The 16,030-nt window shown below is 69.8% G+C and carries 20 protein-coding genes; 12 read left to right on the plus strand and 8 right to left on the minus strand.

Annotated elements, in window-relative coordinates:
• Window positions 1-32: 32 nt before the first annotated feature.
• Window positions 33-890: a GNAT family N-acetyltransferase gene (locus EPL04_RS10935; protein WP_134671381.1), complete on the plus strand. Its 858-nt coding sequence runs from the start codon at window positions 33-35 to the stop codon at window positions 888-890.
• Here the strand turns inward: EPL04_RS10935 and EPL04_RS10940 are convergent.
• Together EPL04_RS10940 and EPL04_RS10945 are read right to left on the minus strand one after the other, a co-directional pair.
• On the minus strand, window positions 887-2,065 hold the full coding sequence (locus EPL04_RS10940) for a hypothetical protein (RefSeq protein ID WP_134671382.1): 1,179 nt from the start codon (window positions 2,063-2,065) through the stop codon (window positions 887-889). The genes EPL04_RS10935 and EPL04_RS10940 overlap by 4 nt on opposite strands.
• A 1-nt stretch (window position 2,066) precedes the next feature.
• Window positions 2,067-2,480, minus strand: coding sequence for a MoaD/ThiS family protein (locus tag EPL04_RS10945; protein WP_134671383.1), 414 nt, complete (start codon window positions 2,478-2,480; stop codon window positions 2,067-2,069).
• A 107-nt stretch (window positions 2,481-2,587) separates the two neighbouring features.
• Here EPL04_RS10945 and EPL04_RS10950 point away from each other — a divergent pair, with 107 nt between their 5' ends.
• Genes EPL04_RS10950 through EPL04_RS10970 form a run of 5 tightly spaced genes read left to right on the plus strand, consistent with a single transcriptional unit; the run spans window position 2,588 to window position 4,379 of the window.
• Window positions 2,588-2,971, plus strand: coding sequence for a hypothetical protein (locus EPL04_RS10950; RefSeq protein WP_134671384.1), 384 nt, complete (start codon window positions 2,588-2,590; stop codon window positions 2,969-2,971).
• 2 nt (window positions 2,972-2,973) lie between these two features.
• Window positions 2,974-3,444 (plus strand): hypothetical protein, encoded by a 471-nt coding sequence (locus tag EPL04_RS10955; protein ID WP_134671385.1) that lies wholly within the window; start codon window positions 2,974-2,976, stop codon window positions 3,442-3,444.
• Window positions 3,445-3,477: 33 nt separating this feature from the next.
• On the plus strand, window positions 3,478-3,747 hold the full coding sequence (locus EPL04_RS10960) for a ubiquitin-like small modifier protein 1 (protein WP_134671386.1): 270 nt from the start codon (window positions 3,478-3,480) through the stop codon (window positions 3,745-3,747).
• Complete coding sequence (locus EPL04_RS10965) at window positions 3,748-4,017, plus strand: hypothetical protein (protein ID WP_134671387.1); 270 nt, start codon at window positions 3,748-3,750, stop codon at window positions 4,015-4,017.
• Window positions 4,014-4,379: a hypothetical protein gene (locus tag EPL04_RS10970; RefSeq protein ID WP_134671388.1), complete on the plus strand. Its 366-nt coding sequence runs from the start codon at window positions 4,014-4,016 to the stop codon at window positions 4,377-4,379. The genes EPL04_RS10965 and EPL04_RS10970 overlap by 4 nt, the downstream gene beginning before the upstream one ends.
• 6 nt (window positions 4,380-4,385) lie before the next feature.
• On the opposite strand, the gene EPL04_RS10975 is transcribed toward EPL04_RS10970, so the two are convergent.
• The 3 genes from EPL04_RS10975 to EPL04_RS10985 form a co-directional block, all read right to left on the minus strand.
• Window positions 4,386-5,666 carry a trans-sulfuration enzyme family protein gene (locus EPL04_RS10975; protein ID WP_134671389.1) on the minus strand — a complete coding sequence of 427 codons (1,281 nt, stop codon included), beginning with the start codon at window positions 5,664-5,666 and terminating at the stop codon, window positions 4,386-4,388.
• 169 nt (window positions 5,667-5,835) lie between these two features.
• Window positions 5,836-6,321 (minus strand): GNAT family N-acetyltransferase, encoded by a 486-nt coding sequence (locus EPL04_RS10980; protein ID WP_134671390.1) that lies wholly within the window; start codon window positions 6,319-6,321, stop codon window positions 5,836-5,838.
• A gap of 269 nt (window positions 6,322-6,590) precedes the next feature.
• Window positions 6,591-8,522: an aldehyde ferredoxin oxidoreductase family protein gene (locus tag EPL04_RS10985; RefSeq protein ID WP_134671391.1), complete on the minus strand. Its 1,932-nt coding sequence runs from the start codon at window positions 8,520-8,522 to the stop codon at window positions 6,591-6,593.
• A gap of 133 nt (window positions 8,523-8,655) precedes the next feature.
• On the opposite strand from EPL04_RS10985, the gene EPL04_RS10990 reads away from it, so the two are divergent.
• The 3 genes from EPL04_RS10990 to EPL04_RS19335 all read left to right on the plus strand — a co-directional run bounded on the left by EPL04_RS10990 (window position 8,656) and on the right by EPL04_RS19335 (window position 10,584).
• Window positions 8,656-9,078, plus strand: a complete 423-nt coding sequence (locus EPL04_RS10990) for a VanZ family protein (protein ID WP_134671392.1) — start codon at window positions 8,656-8,658, stop codon at window positions 9,076-9,078.
• Between the two features lie 125 nt (window positions 9,079-9,203).
• On the plus strand, window positions 9,204-10,289 hold the full coding sequence (locus tag EPL04_RS10995; RefSeq protein ID WP_134671393.1) for an archaeosine biosynthesis radical SAM protein RaSEA: 1,086 nt from the start codon (window positions 9,204-9,206) through the stop codon (window positions 10,287-10,289).
• Window positions 10,290-10,458: 169 nt separating this feature from the next.
• Entirely contained in the window at window positions 10,459-10,584 is a 126-nt protein-coding gene (locus tag EPL04_RS19335; protein ID WP_280177993.1) for a hypothetical protein, read from the plus strand.
• Window positions 10,585-10,696: 112 nt separating this feature from the next.
• Here the strand turns inward: EPL04_RS19335 and purQ are convergent, their stop codons facing one another.
• Entirely contained in the window at window positions 10,697-11,374 is a 678-nt protein-coding gene (gene purQ / locus EPL04_RS11000; protein WP_134671394.1) for a phosphoribosylformylglycinamidine synthase I, read from the minus strand.
• Between the two features lie 55 nt (window positions 11,375-11,429).
• Window positions 11,430-11,684 (minus strand): phosphoribosylformylglycinamidine synthase subunit PurS, encoded by a 255-nt coding sequence (purS, locus tag EPL04_RS11005; RefSeq protein ID WP_134671395.1) that lies wholly within the window; start codon window positions 11,682-11,684, stop codon window positions 11,430-11,432.
• A 155-nt stretch (window positions 11,685-11,839) separates the two neighbouring features.
• Here purS and EPL04_RS11010 point away from each other — a divergent pair, with 155 nt between their 5' ends.
• The gene (locus tag EPL04_RS11010) at window positions 11,840-12,796 is read left to right on the plus strand and encodes a formyltetrahydrofolate deformylase (RefSeq protein WP_134671396.1); all 957 of its coding nucleotides are present in this window, start codon (window positions 11,840-11,842) and stop codon (window positions 12,794-12,796) included.
• Between the two features lie 10 nt (window positions 12,797-12,806).
• Here the strand turns inward: EPL04_RS11010 and EPL04_RS11015 are convergent, their stop codons facing one another.
• Window positions 12,807-13,877, minus strand: coding sequence for a phosphoribosylaminoimidazolesuccinocarboxamide synthase (locus tag EPL04_RS11015; protein ID WP_134671397.1), 1,071 nt, complete (start codon window positions 13,875-13,877; stop codon window positions 12,807-12,809).
• Between the two features lie 182 nt (window positions 13,878-14,059).
• Here EPL04_RS11015 and cofH point away from each other — a divergent pair, with 182 nt between their 5' ends.
• Both cofH and EPL04_RS11025 read left to right on the plus strand, forming a co-directional pair.
• The gene (cofH, locus tag EPL04_RS11020) at window positions 14,060-15,445 is read left to right on the plus strand and encodes a 7,8-didemethyl-8-hydroxy-5-deazariboflavin synthase subunit CofH (RefSeq protein ID WP_134671398.1); all 1,386 of its coding nucleotides are present in this window, start codon (window positions 14,060-14,062) and stop codon (window positions 15,443-15,445) included.
• A 3-nt stretch (window positions 15,446-15,448) separates the two neighbouring features.
• Window positions 15,449-16,006, plus strand: a complete 558-nt coding sequence (locus EPL04_RS11025) for a metal-dependent hydrolase (protein ID WP_134671399.1) — start codon at window positions 15,449-15,451, stop codon at window positions 16,004-16,006.
• Window positions 16,007-16,030 lie beyond the last annotated feature (24 nt).

Raw genomic sequence — 16,030 nt, forward strand, 5'->3', positions numbered from 1 at the left:
CCATGCCGATCGGCGGCGTAGCCACCGGCGACATGGGAACGACGCAACTGGAGTTCGACAGCGACGTGGAACGTCGCGTCTACGAGTACGTCGAGGCCCGCGGGGCGGCCGCCCGCGAGGAGGTCCGGGACGCGGTCCGGGTCGAGGAGACGCCGGGCGCGAAGCCGCCCCGGTCGGGAACCGAGTCGGCGACCCGGCTCTCGGTGCCGGCGTGCAACGAGCACATCGACGAACTGCTCGACGACGGGGCGCTGGCCGAGCGCGACGGGACCCTCTACGTCTCGCCCGACGCCGGGACCGACCGCCACGAGACCGACGAGTTCGAGTACGTCGTCCGCCCCGCCGACGAGCGCGACCGGGCGGCGGTCGCCGACCTCATCCGATCGGTCGCCGCCGAGGGGGCCATCGTCGTCGACGAGCGCGTGGCCGACGCCGTCGAGCCCCGCTCGACGAACCGCCGGACGCGGTCCGACGCCCCGACCGACCGCGAGGGCGCGCTGATCCGGCTGAACGACCGGGAGTCGCGGATGTTCTTCGTCGCCGAGATCCCGGGCGAGGAGGACGCGGCCGACGAGACGATCGGGTGGGTCAACGTCCACGGGTTCGAGCTTCCGGCCCGAGAACACACCGCCGAGCTCACCGTCGGTGTCGCCCCCGAGTACCGCGAGCAGGGGGTCGGCGGGGTGCTCCTCGAACGCGGGATCGCGTGGGCCGACGACGCCGGCTGTCTCAAGGTGTACCAGAGCATCCCGGCGACCAACGAGGAGGCCCTCGACCTGCTCGAAACCCACGGCTGGGAGCGGGAGGCGACCCGGGCGGACCACTACCGGATCGACGGCGAACTCGTCGACGAGGTCCAGCTCGCGACCCGCCTCGACGAGTCGGATTAGCGCTCGGCGAACACGCCGCCGATCAGAGACGCGAACAGGAGCGCGCCGGCCAGCGCGCTCGCCCGGCCGGCGGTCACCGCGCCGGTCGACCCCGCTATCGCCCCCGAAAGCTCGGCGGCCAGTCCCGCGCCGACCAGCCCGATCGACGCCAGCGCGGTCCGGTCGGACGCCCCGGGAAACGAGCCCACCGTCGGCGGGTAGAACTGGTAGGTCGCCCCGACGATCGTCAGCCCGAGAAACCCAAGCGCGTTGAGCCGGAAGTGGACCGCCGTCAGCCCGCCCGCGACCCCGGCGAACGCGAAGTGAACCCCCAGCCCGACCCCCGCGAGCCCGCAGACGCCCCCCGCGAGCGGGCCGTACAGCCCGACCCGCCGGCGCTCGGATCGGGCGAACAGCGCGGCGTAGGCGGCCCCGAACCCGATCACGGCGACCGCTTCGAGCACCGCGCCGACCCGGAACCACGCCCCGCCGTAGAAGTGCCACGCGAGCACTCCGGGGCCGAGCGCGCCCGCGGGGAGGACGACCGCGACCAGCGCGCGCGGGGGCGCGGCCACCAGAAACCGTGGGAACAGCCGGAAGCCGACCGCGAACACCAGCAGGGCGGCGACGCCGGCCGCGAGCAGGTGGGCGGTCGGCGCGGCCCCGAGCGCCATCGGCCGCGGGCCGCCGACGCGGGTCGCCAGCGTGGCGTAGCTCCCCGCCAGCAGGTACGCGAGCGCGACCGGCACGAACGCGTTGGCGTACCGGTCGACCGACTCGCGGTGGGCGTTCGGGCCGCCGGTCCCCGTCTCGCGGCCCGTGGGGTTGTCCCGGAGCGTCCACGCGAGCGCGCCGACGAACACCGCGACCCCGCCGGCCCACAGGACTGCGCCCGCGACCCCGACCCAGTCGGGGACGCCGGCGAGCGGTTCGACCGCGAGACAGCCGGCGGCGAGCGCCGCGAGCGGGAGGTGGATCGCGGGCGCGGCCGGGGTCGCGAGCGTCCGGTCGAAGTACGACGGCACCAGCGAGTAGGCCTTCCCGAACACCGCGTGGAGGACGAACCCGTAGACCGCGAGTACGACGCAACTCCGACGGGGCAGGCCGGCGAGCGCGGCCGCCTGCCACGCGACCAGATAGCCGGCGCTCGCCGCGAGGAACCGCCGGGCCCGTCGGGACACCGCGTCGGCGGCCATCCTAGCAGCAGAAGATGAACGGGTACATCAGCGAGACCCGGTCACCGTCCGAGAGCTCGGTGTCGAGCCCCGCGAGGTGTTCGTTGAAGGTGCCGTCGATCGCCACCCGGGCGTACTGGCGGGTCTGCTCGCCCTCGGGGTTCTTGTGCCACGTCCCCGGGAGCTCGTCGGGCGGGTCGGCCCAGCCGTCGGTGGTCGCTTCGTCCTCGGTCTCGGCGATGAGCAGGTCTTTCACGTCGTACGCCTCGAAGAACGCCTCGAGGAGCGCCCGGAGGGTCGTCCCCTCGAAGGTGAACTCCAGTCCGGCCGCCCCGACCGCCTCGCGGACGTGGCCGGTACAGCGCACCTCGACGGTGGTCGTCTCGTGGGTCTCGCCGGTCGGCCGCTCGGCGCCGCGCTCGGTGGTGGTGGTCATAGTTGTGGCTACGTGAGCCACGGGGGAATAGGACCTTCCGAACATGTTCGGACGGATCCGGAGCGATCTGCCGTACCTATTTGAGCGACCAGCCACAACCACCGGACATGGACGAGATCTCGCTCACGCTACCCGAGGCGATCGTCGAATCGCTCCCGTCCGACGGCGACGACGCGGCCCGCGACATGGAGGAGGCGGTCGCCGGGTGGGAACGCCGGCTCAACCGCGCCATCGCGGCCGCCGACGCCGACGACGACGCCGCGGCCGCGGTCGTCGACGCCCTCGAACGGTTCGAGAACCGCTTCGAGCAGTACGACGACTTCGTGGCCGAACTCCGGGCGTGGGGCCAGTCGCCGATCTACGCGATGGCGTGGCGCGACCTGATGGGAGCGCTCGCCCGACAGCTCTACGACCACGAGGACCTCGGCGAGCGCATCGACCGCGAGCGCCACGCGCGGCTGGTCAGCGACGGCATCCGGTTCGGCGACTGAGGATGGGCGACCCCGACGGCGACGCCCCGAAACCGCTGGATCGGGTCCGGCGCGCGAAGGCCCGCCCGAGCGCCGACCGGTGGCTCGACGGCGGCGCCGTCGCGGCCGGGATGGTCGCCGCGCTCGGCCCGCAGGTGGTTCCCTCGATTCTGTTCGCCGCGAGCGTCCCCGAGACCGTCCTCACCGCGACGGCCGGGCTGACGGCGCTTTGCGTCCCGCTCGGGGGCGTCGTCGCGGGACGGCTCGGCGGCCCGGGTCGGGAACGGGGCGCCCGCCACGGGGCGGTCGCGCTGGTCGCGTCGACGCTCGCGGCGGCCGGGACCGCGGTCCTGCTGGTCGGCCCCTCGGTACTTTCGATTCCGTTCGCGGGGCTCGCGCTCGCCGACTGGCTGGCGCCGGGCGTCGCGGCCGCCGGCCTCGCGGGCGGGGCGGTCGGCGCGCTCGGGGCGGGCCGGCGTCGTCCCGACGACTGAGGGTTTATGTCCGGGGCGGCGCAACCGTTCCCCATGGACGTGGAACTGCGGTTTTTCGCCACCTTTCGGGAGGCCGTCGGACAGAAAGTGCTCGAACGCGAGGTCGAGCCGGGAACCACGGTCGGAGAGATGCTCGACGACCTCGTGGCCGAGTACGACCTCGACGTCTACGAGGACGGTGACATCAGATCGCAGGTGTCGGTGATGAAAAACGGGACGGACGTCTACCACCTCGACGGGATCGACACCGCGCTGGCCGACGGCGACGCGGTGAGCGTCTTCCCGCCGGTCGCGGGGGGATAGATGCGGGTCGAGAAGTCGTTTCGCGGCATCTCCGAGCGACTCGCGCGCCGGTACCTCTCGAACCTCGGCGGCGAGATCGAGGGCGGGGACCCCGAAGGCGACGGCGACGTGATCGCCGACGAGTGGCGCGCGAGCCTCTCCTCGGAGAAGGTCTCGATCGGCCCGTCGGTCAAACTGACCGAGGTGACGGTCGTCTTCGAGGGCGACGCGGAGCGCCTCGACGACCTCGTCGAGGCCTTCTCCCAGAAGGCGATGCGCGCGGGGGGATGACCGAGGACAACCCCGTCGAGGGGCAAGTGCTGGTCCTCACGGCCGCGAAGGCCAGCGTCGACGGCCGGCGGTTGCCCGAGCTGGTCGCGGCGGGCCGGCGGGCGGTCGAGCCGCGGGTCGACGAGTTCCGGCGCCGGTTCGAGTGCGTCCACGAGGACGACGTCCGGGCGGTCTTTCTCGCGCCCGAGGGGTTCTGGGCGGAGGTCGGCGAGGCGCTCGGGTGGTCGCGGCGCGAACACGAGGCGGTCGCGCGCGCCCACGCCGAGCAACTGCTCAGGGTCGGCGGTCGCGAGGACCGCCGCGAGGAGTTCGAGACCGCCCTCGACCTGCGGGCGGCGGTCGTGGTCGGCGCCGACGCGTAGGCGGCGTCAGTCCATCGACGCCGAGGCCTCGGAGGGGTCGGCGTCCCGGGGGTCGGTTTCCGCGGCGTCGATCGCCTCGAAGCCGCGTTCGAGGTCCGCGAGCAGGTCTTTCGGGTGTTCGACTCCGACCGAGACCCGCAACAGCGTGTCCGTGATACCCAGTTCGGCGCGCTCCTCGGCGGGGAGCGGCGAGTGGGTCATGCTCGCGGGGTGTTCGATCAGGCTCTCGACGCCGCCGAGGCTCACCGCGAGGGTGAACGCCTCTAGGGCGGCGACGAACCGCTCGACGTCGGCGAGGTCGCCGTCGATCTCGAACGACAGCACCCCGCCGTAGCCGTCCATCTGGTCGGTCGCGAGGTCGTGTTGGGGGTGGGCGTCGAGTCCGGGGTAGTGGACGGCCTCGACCCGTTCGTGGGAGTCGAGGTACGCCGCGACCTCCGCGGCGTTGGCCTCGTGCTGGCGCATCCGCATCGGGAGCGTCTTCAGCCCGCGCAACACCATGTAGGCGTCGAACGGCGCCATCACGTTGCCCATCCCGACCTGCTGGAGGAACCCGATCTCCTCGGCGTAGGCGTCGTCCGAGAGGACCGCGACGCCGCCGAGCGAGTCGCTGTGGCCGTTGATGTACTTGGTGGTGCTGTGGACGACCACGTCGGCGCCGAGTTCGAGCGGCCGCTGGAAGTACGGCCCCATGAAGGTGTTGTCGACCCCGAGTAGGGCGTCGTGGTCGTCGGCGACCGCGGCCATCTCCTCGATGTCACAGAGCCGCAACAGGGGGTTCGTCGGCGACTCCATCCAGAGCAACGCGGTGTCGTCGGTGGTCGCCGCCCGCACCGCCTCGGGGTCGGTCGCGTCCACGAACTCCACCGCGACGTTCAGCCTGTCGCGAAACAGCTCTTTCAGCATCGTGTTGGTGCCGCCGTAGAGGTCCTCGAACGCGACGATCCGGTCGCCGGGTTCGACCGCGGCCATCACGCTCGCGACGACCGCGCTGGTGCCCGAGGCGAACGCCATCGCGTGGTCGCCGCCTTCGAGCGCCGCGACCCGCTTCTCGACGGCGTGGCGGGTCGGGTTCGACAGCCGGGTGTAGAGAAACTCGTCGGCGTCGGGGTCGAGGTCCTCGAGCGCGGTGTCCATGTCGATGCCGTCGACCGCGTACGTCGACGCGAGGTGGATCGGCGACGTGACGTCGCCGACGCCGTTCGAGAGGTCGGGCTCCTCGCCGTGGGTCACCGCGAGCGTTTCGAACCGCCGGCCGTCCTCGCCCGAGAGGTTGTCAGGGCTCATGCGTAACACTCTCACGGTATCACGACCCGCTATATTATTCCTTCGATTATTTAATGCACTGAAAGAATGTGTGCGAGCCAGAGATAACCGTGGAGAATACCGGCGGTTTTCGCCGGGACGAGCGGGGAAATTTCAGCGGTCCGCGCGGTCGGATGGAACTCGCGCGCGGTCACCGCGCCTTCGCGTAGACGTTTTCGGTTCGGGTCGTCCCGTCGAGTCTGGTCTCTGCCTCGTCGGTCTTCTCGAAGCCGCGTGACTCGTAGAAGGCCTTGCCGATCTCGTTGTCGGCCAGCACCATCGCCTGCAGGCGCTCCATCCCCATCTCGGTCAGCCGCTCCTCCATCGCCTCCAGCAGGGCGGTGCCGATCCCCTCGTTCCACCGGCCGGGACGGACGTACAGACGCAGGATGTCGCCCTCGGTGTCCCGGGTCGCGCCGTGACAGAATCCGACCACCTCACGGTCTTCGACCGCCACCAGACACACCTGCTCGTCGTCGCCGATGAGTCGGGTCATAGTCTCGTCGGCGTACCACGCCGAGACCGCGTCGTCGACGACCGACTCCGGGACCGCGTCGGCGTACGCCTCGGTCCACGCCTCCCGGGCGACCGACCGGACGGTCGAGACGTCTCGTTCGCTCGCTTCGCGAATGTCCATGCGAAAAGATAGCACGCAAGGCGGATTAGCAGTAGCGGTCGGTTTCGCGGGTCGACGTGACCGAGCGAAGACGAATCGCGAATCCGACAGCGGGCGACGCGACCACACGGGCAACTGTACCGCGAGCGGCCCAAGCGAGGACCGTCGGGAAGAGCGCCGTGTCTGCGTGAACGGAGTGAACGCAGGCTCGGGAAAGCGAAACTCTCCCGGCGTTTTTGGTCGAGCGTTTGCAACGGCGCGGCGCTCGTGTCCCGCCTTGCAAACGGTCGCTAGTCGTCGCTCGGAGCGGCCGCGCCGCCGGAGCTCACGCCGGTGCCCGGGCCGACCTCGATGCCGAGCTCGTCGAGCTTCTCGTCGGGGACGACGCCGTCCTCCCAGTCACGCACCTCGTAGTACTCCGCTTTGAGCTGGTCGAGTTCGACGAGCGCGCCCTCGGAGCCGCCCTGTCCCGGGATCGCCTTGGGATCGCCCTCGACGAACCGGGCGGGCAGGTCGTCGTCGCTCCCGTCGAAGCCGACGAGGTTGTTGTAGTAGCGTTCGAGGTTGTAGATGCGCTCGCCGGCTTCCAGCAGGTCGTCCTCGGTCACGTCGAGGCCGGTCATCCCGCTGTACTGGAGCACGTACTCCTCGATGCCCTCCGCGAAGGCGTTGAACTTACAGATGTCGAACGAGTCGCTGATCGCGTGGAGGTCCTGGAAGGTCGCACAGAGTTCGCCCTTCCCCTCGGGCTCGCTCGGGTCGACCTTTTCGGGGATGCCGAGGATCTCGGCCGCCGGGGTGTACCCCCGGAGGTGGCAGGCGCCGCGGTTCGAGGTGGCGTAGCCGATCGCCATCCCCTTCATCGCTCGCGGGTCGTAGGCCGCCATCGTCTGGCCCTTCACGTCGAGGGACATGTCCGGGTCGCCGAACTCGGCGGCGGCCCGACCGGCGCCCTCCGCCAGCGTGTCCGGGAGGCCGTCCTCGCGGTGGGCGATGCGCTCGATCATCTCGATCATGGTGTCGGCGTCGCCCCAGTCGAGGCCCTCCTCGATGTGGCCTTCCTCGGTCGCCTCCATCGCCATCGCCATCGTGTTGCCCACGTCGATGGTGTCGACGCCCATGTCGTTACACCGGTCGATCATCATCGCGACCTTGTCGCGGTCGTCGCTCATCGAGTTCGGGCCGAGCGCCCACGCCGACTCGTACTCGTAGGACTCCATCCGGACGTTGTGGTCCTCGCCTTTGTGGTGGACGTCGACCTCGACCTCCTTCTTGCACGCGACCGGACACGAGTGGCAGGTCGGTTCGTCGACTAGAATGTTCTCCCGGACGTTCTCGCCCGAGACGTTCTCGGCGTCGATGTTCGGCGCCGAGTCGTCGCCCTCCTGCTCGCTGTGGGTCGAGGTGTACTGGGCGTTCCGCGTCGGCAGTCCGTCCATCTCCTCGGTGAGGTTCATCAGGACGTTGGTGCCGTACATCGACAGTCCGCCCTCGTTCGGGGCCGTGACGTCCGACTCCTGGATCACCTGCATCGCCTGCTTGTGGCCCTCCTGGAACGTCTCCTTGTCGGCGGGCTTGGGCATCTTGGTGCCGGACTTGACCACGACCGCCTTGAGGTTCTTCGAGCCCATCACCGCGCCGGTGCCCCCGCGGCCCGACGCTCGGTCGTCCTCGTTGATGATACAGCCGTACCGGACCTGATTCTCGCCGCCGGGGCCGATCGCCATCACCGAGACGTTCTTGCCGACCTCGCCGTCGACCTCCTCGCCGAGGTGGTCGATCGTCTCGTGGATGCCGGTCCCCCAGAGGTGCGAGGCGTCCCGGAGCTCTACCTCGCCGTCTTCGACGTAGGCGTACACCGGCTCGTCGGCCTTCCCCTCGAAGAGGAGGCCGTCGAAGCCGGCCCACTTGAGTCGCGCGCCCGACCAGCCGCCGTGGTGGGAGTCGGTGACGGTGTTGGTGAGCGGGGACTTGGTGACGATCGCGATCCGTCCGCTCATCACGGTCTGGGTCCCCGTGAGCGGCCCGTTCATGAACGCGAGCAGGTTGTCGGGTCCGAGCGGGTCTACGTCCGGCCCCTTGTCGAAGAGGTACTTCACGCCGAGGCCTCGCGCGCCGATGTACTTGCGCGCGTCCTCGTCGTCGATGCTCTCGTAGTCGACGCCGGCCTCGGTCAGATCGACTCTCGCAACGTTGTCTTGGAATCCGCCTAAATCAGTCATAAGTAACGTCGTACGCTTATATTGGGCCGCAAGTGAGTTAGTCATTGCCGTGTGGCCGTAACTGGAACCGGTTACGCCGGGGTGGGGTCGTCGACCGCCGTCTTTTACTTGCGGTCCCGAGAACGTCTCGCCGATGCGATTCGAATCACTGGGACCGCCCGGGTGGGTTCGCTGGCTCGGTGTCGCGGTCGTCGCCGGCGTCCTGTTCTACGGGTCGGTACTCGACGCGCCCGGTTCGGGGCTGTCGCCGCTCGGTCCGTTCGGCACGTTCGGCCTCGACAAGTGGCTCCACGGTCTCGGGTACGCGGCGCTGGCGGCCGCGCTGGCGTCGGCGCTGGCGGCCGACCGGAGCGCGCTCGTCGCGGCCCTGCTGGCGGCCGCCATCGCGGTCGCGTACGGCGTCGGCATCGAGTTCGTTCAAGCGTCGATCCCCGAGCGGTCCTTTTCGGTCGGCGACATGGCGGCCGACGCCGTCGGCGCGGTGCTCGCGGTCGTCTGCTGGCGCCTCGCGGTCGGCGGCCTGCGGCGCTTCGAGTCACCCCCATCGGAGGGCTGAGGAGACGACTCGGACGCGCTGAACCGTCGACGAGTCGCGGTCCCGACGGCCGTTCGGGGTTTCGGGGTTGCGAGGCCGTCGGGGACCCGAAGCCGATTTACGCCCCCGACGACTACTCGTGGCCAATGAGCGAACCGAGTCCGGAGGTCTACGAGCAGGGCCGGGGGATGGACGCCCACAACGAGGTGATGCGCTCCATTCGCGCCCAGAAGGACAAAACGTACGACCCGCACGAGCCGACCCGGGTCTGGATCGACGAGGACCGGACGCCCGGCGGCGTCTACCAGAGTCTCACCATCATCCTCAACACCGGGGGCTGTCGGTGGGCGCGGGCGGGCGGTTGCACCATGTGTGGCTACGTCGCCGAGTCGGTCGAGGGCGGGTCGGTCGCCCACGACGCGCTGATGGACCAGATCGACGCCTGTCTGGCCCACGAGCGCGACCAGATCGAGGCCGGGGAGGCCGACGGCGAGTCGGGGCTCGTCAAGATCTACACCTCCGGGTCGTTTCTCGACGAGCGGGAGGTCGGAGCCCAGACCCGGCGGGCCATCGCCGAGACGTTCGCCGACCGCGAGCGCATCGTGGTCGAGAGCCTCCCGGACTTCGTCGACCGGGCGAAGATCGAGGACTTCACCGAACGGGGCCTCGACACCGACGTCGCGATCGGACTCGAAACCGCGACCGATCGGGTGCGCCACGACTGCGTGAACAAGTACTTCGACTTCGAGGACTTCGTCGAGGCGAGCGAACACGCCGAGGCGGCCGGCGCGGGGATCAAGGCCTACCTCCTGATGAAACCGCCGTTCCTCTCCGAATCCGAGGCCGTCGCGGACATGAAATCGTCGGTCCGGCGGTGTGCCGAGTACGCCCACACCGTCTCGATGAACCCCACGAACGTCCAGCGCTACACCATGGTCGACGAACTGTACTTCCGGGACGGCTACCGCCCGCCATGGCTCTGGTCGGTCGCCGAGGTGCTTGAAGACACCGCCGACGCCGACGCCATCGTGGTCTCGGACCCGGTGGGCCACGGCTCGGATCGCGGCCCGCACAACTGCGGGGACTGTGACGACCGGGTCCAGAAGGCGATCAAGGACTTCGACCTCCGGCAGGACCCCTCGGTGTTCTCGGAGGTCTCCTGCGAGTGCGAGGCGACGTGGGAGGCGGTTATGGAGCGCGAGACGAGCTACAGCCTGCCGCTGGCGCGGTAGCGCGCCGCTCGACCCCGGTTCAATCTACATTTCTGCATCCTAAGACGACCGTACCGCCCGGATACGCTCCGGATAACAAAGGTGGCGTCGCTCCTTGGAGACGCCCGGGGGTGGCACATCCGGGGCGTCCCGGCGACCGACCGGTCGCCGGTCCGATGTGCGGACGACTATGTCACATGGACGGAGCGACTACGAGACGATCTTCTGCTCAAACGGCTGGATAGAGATACGAAACCGCGAGGAGACCGACGACCAGTGGATCGCGAGCGACGCGCCGATCGAGATAGAGCGATGACGGTCACGGCCGGGCCAATCTCGTCGTGGTCGCTCGTCGTGCTCGTCGGCTGGGTGCTGGTCGTGGCGTTCGTCTGGCTGTTGCTCTTCGCGCACGGCCGCCAGTCGCCGGGCTAGGCCTCGAACCCGCGGAGGACGCCCTGTCCGTCGGTCTTCCCGACGTCGGGGAGCGTGATGCGCTCGGGGTGGGGCATCAGCACGGCCACGTTCTTGCGCTCGCCGAGCACGCCCGCCACGTTCTCCTTCGACCCGTTGGGGTTGGCCGCGGGCGTCACCGCGCCGTCGGCCTCGCAGTATCGGAAGAGCACGCGGTCCTCGTCGTTCAGCGTCGCGAGCCGGTCGTCGGTGACCTCGAACCGGCCCTCGCCGTGGGCGATGGGAAGTTCGATGACTTCCCCTTCCTCGTAGGCGGCGGTCCACGGCGTGTCGGCGTTCTCGACCCGGACGGTGACCCGCTCGCACTGGAACCGCGCGGAGGCGTTCGTGGTGAACGCCCCGGGCGTGAGCCGCGACTCGGAGCCGATCTGGGCGCCGTTGCAGACTCCGAGCACCGGCGTCCCGTCGGCGGCCGCTTCGCGGACTTCGGCCATCACGGGGCTGTTCGCGGCGATCGCGCCAGCCCGGAGGTAGTCGCCGTACGAGAAGCCCCCGGGGAGCAGAATGCCCGATGCGTCGTCGGGGATGCCGTCCTCGTGCCAGACGAGTTCGGCGTCGATTCCGAGATGGTCCAGCGCGCGCTCGGCGTCGCGGTCGCAGTTACTGCCCCCGAACTGGACGATGGCGACCGTCACGCGGATCGCCTCCCGTGGCGTCCGCAGACGGTCGGCGTCGGATGGGTCGGGACAGTCATTCGCGGGGCTCGACCTCCACGGCGTAGTCGTGGATGGTCGGGTTCGCCAGCAGGCGCTCGGCCATCTCGTCGGCGCGGTCGGCCGCGTCGTCGGCCGACTCGGCGTCGAGATCGAGTTCGAACCGGTCGGCCGAACGCAGGCTCTCTAACTCGAAGCCGAGTCGCTCTAAGGCCTGCTTTGTGGTCTCGGCCTCGGGGTCGAGGACGCCCTGCTTGAGGCGCACGGTGACCGTGGCGGTGTAGCCAGTCATCGTCGGAAAGTGGTCGTCCATGCTCAAAAGCTCTTTTGGAATCCGTGTTCGTTCCACGAACGTGGATACCTCCCGGCCAGTGTTGCGTCGAGCCGCCGGCTTTTATCTCCGAGACGCCTACGCCACCCACCAATGGCTGTCCAGTCGGTGGTACGATGACCGAGACCGAACTGACCGAAATCACCGTCGTCGGCGACGACGACACCGGGCTGATCGCCCGCGTCACGACCCTCCTGTTCGAGCGCGGGATCAACATCGAGGACCTCGATCAGGCGGTTCGCGACGACCTGTTCCGGATGACGATGCGGGTCGACGCCTCGGACGCCGAAGTCGACCGCGAGCGCCTCCGAGCCGACCTCCGCGAACTGGGACGGGACCTCGAGGTGGACGTGCGGGTCCGGTACCCCTCCGAGCGGGAGGCCCGCCGGCTGGCGGTGCTGGTCACGAAGGAGTCTCACTGTCTCGAACGCATCTGTGAGGCGGTCGCGTCGGGCGAACTCGACGCCGAGATCGGCGTCGTCGTCGGCAATCATCCGGACCTCCGGCCGGTCGCCGAGGCGTACGACGTCCCGTTCCACGACGTGGGCGACGCCGACGGCAACCCCGACGAGGGCGAACTGCTCGACCTGCTCGCGGAGTACGACGCCGATCTCGTGGTGCTGGCCCGCTACATGCGCATCCTCGGGCCGAACGTCGTCTTCCGGTACGAGGGTCGGATCATCAACGTCCACCCGAGCCTACTGCCGGCGTTCCCCGGCGCGAAGGCCTACCGGCAGGCCAAGGAGGCCGGCGTCCGGGTCGCCGGCGTGACCGCCCACTACGTGACGACCGACCTCGATCAGGGGCCGATCGTCGCCCAGCGCGCGTTCGACGCGCCCGACGATGCGACCGTCGAGACGCTCAAGCGCCGCGGTCAGCCCCTCGAAGCCGACGTGTTGCTCGAAGCGGTCCGGCTCCACCTCAACGACGACGTGGCGATCCACCGCGGGCGGACCGAACTGCGCGGCGACGCCGACGACTACCAGCTCGGGATGGGGCCGGCGCTCGACCGGGCGACCCCCGACGCGCCGACCGACGACGGGCTGGCCGACCCCGACCCCGCCGACGACTGAGCGTTCGGACTCAGAGTTCGCGCACCGCGGCGACCGCCTCGTCGAGCGGCGGCGCGTCGAACAGTTCTCGGCCGACGTAGGCGTTCGTCCCCGCGGCGTACAGGTCGCTGGCGGCCGCGATGATTTCCTCGGCGAGGGGCTCGGGGCCGTTCTCGCACAGCGACTTCCAGTCGGCGAGCCCCCGGGACTTGGCGGTCGCCTTCGCCTCCTCGACCGCCTCGACCCACTCGAGCTGGGTCCGCTTGTGGTACTGGCGGAGAAACTCCTTGCTGACCTGCTGGCCGTGGAAGGTAAATCGGTTCTCGTCGAACGTCCCCACGACGTCGGCGACCCGGATCTCGCCGTCGAAGTAGAGACACTCGATCTTGCCGTCCTCGTGGGTCAGCTCTGCGGTCGCCGCTCGCTCGGTCACGACGCGGTTGACCTCGCGGGCGACCGATTCGAGCTCCTCGACGTCGGCCTTGCCCGCGATCCGGTCGGCCTCCCGCCGGGAGAGGTAGCGGTCGCTCTCCTCGTACTTGGTCGAAAACTCCACGAGCGGCTCTTCGAGTTGGACGACGCCGTCGGGCCACTCCTCGAAGTCGAGGCCAACGTCGCTCGGCTCGGCCCGCCGGCGCAGGCTCGACCCCACCGGAACGCTGTTCCGGAAGACGACCTCCAGCGGGACGAGGTAGTTGTCCCCCGCCGCGGCGTGGTAGGCGTCGTAGTCGTACTCCCGGCCGGTCCGGGGCAGGTCGGGCACCTGCGTGAGGTCGATCGCCATCTCGGTCGGCGGCTCGTCTGTCTCGTCGAGGGCGACGACCTCGCGGTCGTCTCGCGGGTCGTCGCTCCCCGCTCGGTCGTCCGAGGCGCGTCGCGCCTCGCTGACGACGCCCCGGTAGTGGGTCGGGACGCCCTCGGCTTCGAGCAGTTCGAAGTTGCGCGCTCCCATCGAACAGAGGCTCGCGCCCTTCCGGGGGATCTCGTCGGGCATCTTGCCCCAGTCGAACACCGAGTAGTCGTCGGTGAAGACGAACGCGCCCGTCCCGAGCGCGTTCGGCGAGGGTTCGTCCTCGACGCGGAACTCCTTGACGCTCGTCACGCCGACCGCCTCCGCGGCTCTTGCATACGGTCCAGATGCCGGCGGTCGGACTAAGGCGTTTCCATTTTTGTGCGTATATTTTGCCGGAACGCCGCGAGGAGTATGCGCGTCCGTGCATTGGGACGACGGCGGCCCTGCCGTAACCCGGCGGTTTTTACTGCTCGGTCCCGTCGTTTCCGACGATGGCAGCCGATGCCCGGACCAACGTCCCGCGCGAGCAGTTCGACTTCGAGTGCGTCCCCGAGACCGACCGGTCGTTCGAGTCGGCGCTGGCGGCGGCTCGCGACGGCGACCGGCTCACCGTGGCCGACGCCGTGGAGTTGCTGACCACCGGGACCGACAGTCCGGGCGTCGACCTCGCGCGCAAAGAGCGCGTGCTCGAGGCGGCCGACCGCCGCCGGGCCGAGGTCGTGGGCGACGAGGTCACGTTCGTTGCGAACCTCAACAACAACGTCACGACCGCCTGCAACACCGGGTGTCTGTTCTGCAACTTCAAGGACACGGCTCAAGACTTCGAAGCCGACAGCGACGCCGACCACGGCGGGTTCACCAAGACGCCCGCCGAATCTCGCGAGATCGTGACCGCCGCCCGGGAACTGGGGATCTACGAGGTCACGTCGGTCAGCGGCCTCCACCCCGCGCTTGCGCTCGACGACGAGCACCGCGAAATTCTGGAGGCCAGCGACCGCGGCGACCTCAACTACAAGCCGCCCGCCGCCTACGAGACCGATCCCGGGACCTACGTCGACCAGTTGGCGGCGATGAGCGTCGACGGCGTCCACCTCCACTCGATGACGCCCGAGGAGGCCTACCACGCCCGCCGGGGCACCGACTGGTCCTACGAGGAGGTGTACGGCCGGCTCGCCGACGCCGGCCTCGACAGCGTGCCCGGCACCGCGGCCGAGATCCTCGTCGACGAAGTCCGGGGCGTCATCTGTCCGGGAAAGATCGGGAGCGACGAGTGGGTCGAGGCGATGGAGGCGGCCGCCGCGGTCGGACTCGACACCACCGCGACGATCATGTACGGCCACGTCGAGAACGAGGCCCACCGCGCGCGACACCTGAAACGGATCCGGGACCTCCAGGATCGGACCGGCGCGATCACGGAGTTCGTCCCCCTCTCGTTCGTCCACGCGAACACGCCGCTTGCCGACCGGGGGATGATCGACGCCGGCGCGACCGTCCACGAGGACGAACTCATGATCGCGGTCTCGCGGCTCTTTCTCGACAACGTCGAGAACGTCCAGTCGTCGTGGGTCAAGTACGGCGACGAGCAGGGGCTGAAGATGCTCTCGTGTGGCGCGAACGACTTCATGGGCACCATCCTGAGCGAGGAGATCACCAAGCGCGCCGGCGGGGAGTTCGGGGAGTTCCGATCGTTCGCCGAGTACGTCGAGATGATCACCGCGATCGGGCGGACGCCAGTCGAGCGCTCGACAGACTACCGGACACGGCGGGTCATCGACCCCGAGGACCCGCCGTTCGGCCCGGAACTCGCGCCCGCGGCCGACGGGACGCCGCTGGCGGCCGACGCCGACGCGGCCCCCGAGACGGTCGCGGACGACTGACCCATGATGAACACGACCCACGCCGCGATGGGCGTGACCCTCGCCGCACCGCTGACCGCCCTCGCGCCCGAGTTCGCCCCGATCGGCGCGCTGGCGGGCTTTCTCGGCGGCGCGTTCCCGGACCTCGATCTCCTGTCGGGCCAGCACCGCCAGACGCTCCACTTCCCGGCGTACTACTCGGCGGCGGCGATCGCCGCGGTGACGGCGGCGCTGTTGGCGCCCGGTCTCGGGACGGTCGGCGTCGCGCTGTTTTTCGTCTCGGCGGCGGTCCACTGCATCTCCGACGCGGCGGGCGGCGGACTCGAACTCCGACCGTGGGAGGCGACCGACGACCGAGGGGTGTACGTCCACCCCGCGGGCCACTGGGTCCGGGCGCGGCGCTGGATCCGCTACGACGGCGCACCCGAAGACCTCCTGCTCGCGAGCGCGTTCTCGCTTCCGGGGCTGGTGCTTTTCGACGGCGTCGTCCGCCAGTTGACGATCGGCGCGCTCGCGGTGTCGGTGGTGTACGTCGCGGTCCGCAAGCGTCTCCCCGACTTAGAGACCCGCTATCTCCGGTGACGCGCCCCCCGACCCCGCGAAGTT

The organism is Halorussus marinus, assembly GCF_004521895.1.
In the GTDB taxonomy this organism is placed as follows: domain Archaea; phylum Halobacteriota; class Halobacteria; order Halobacteriales; family Haladaptataceae; genus Halorussus; species Halorussus marinus.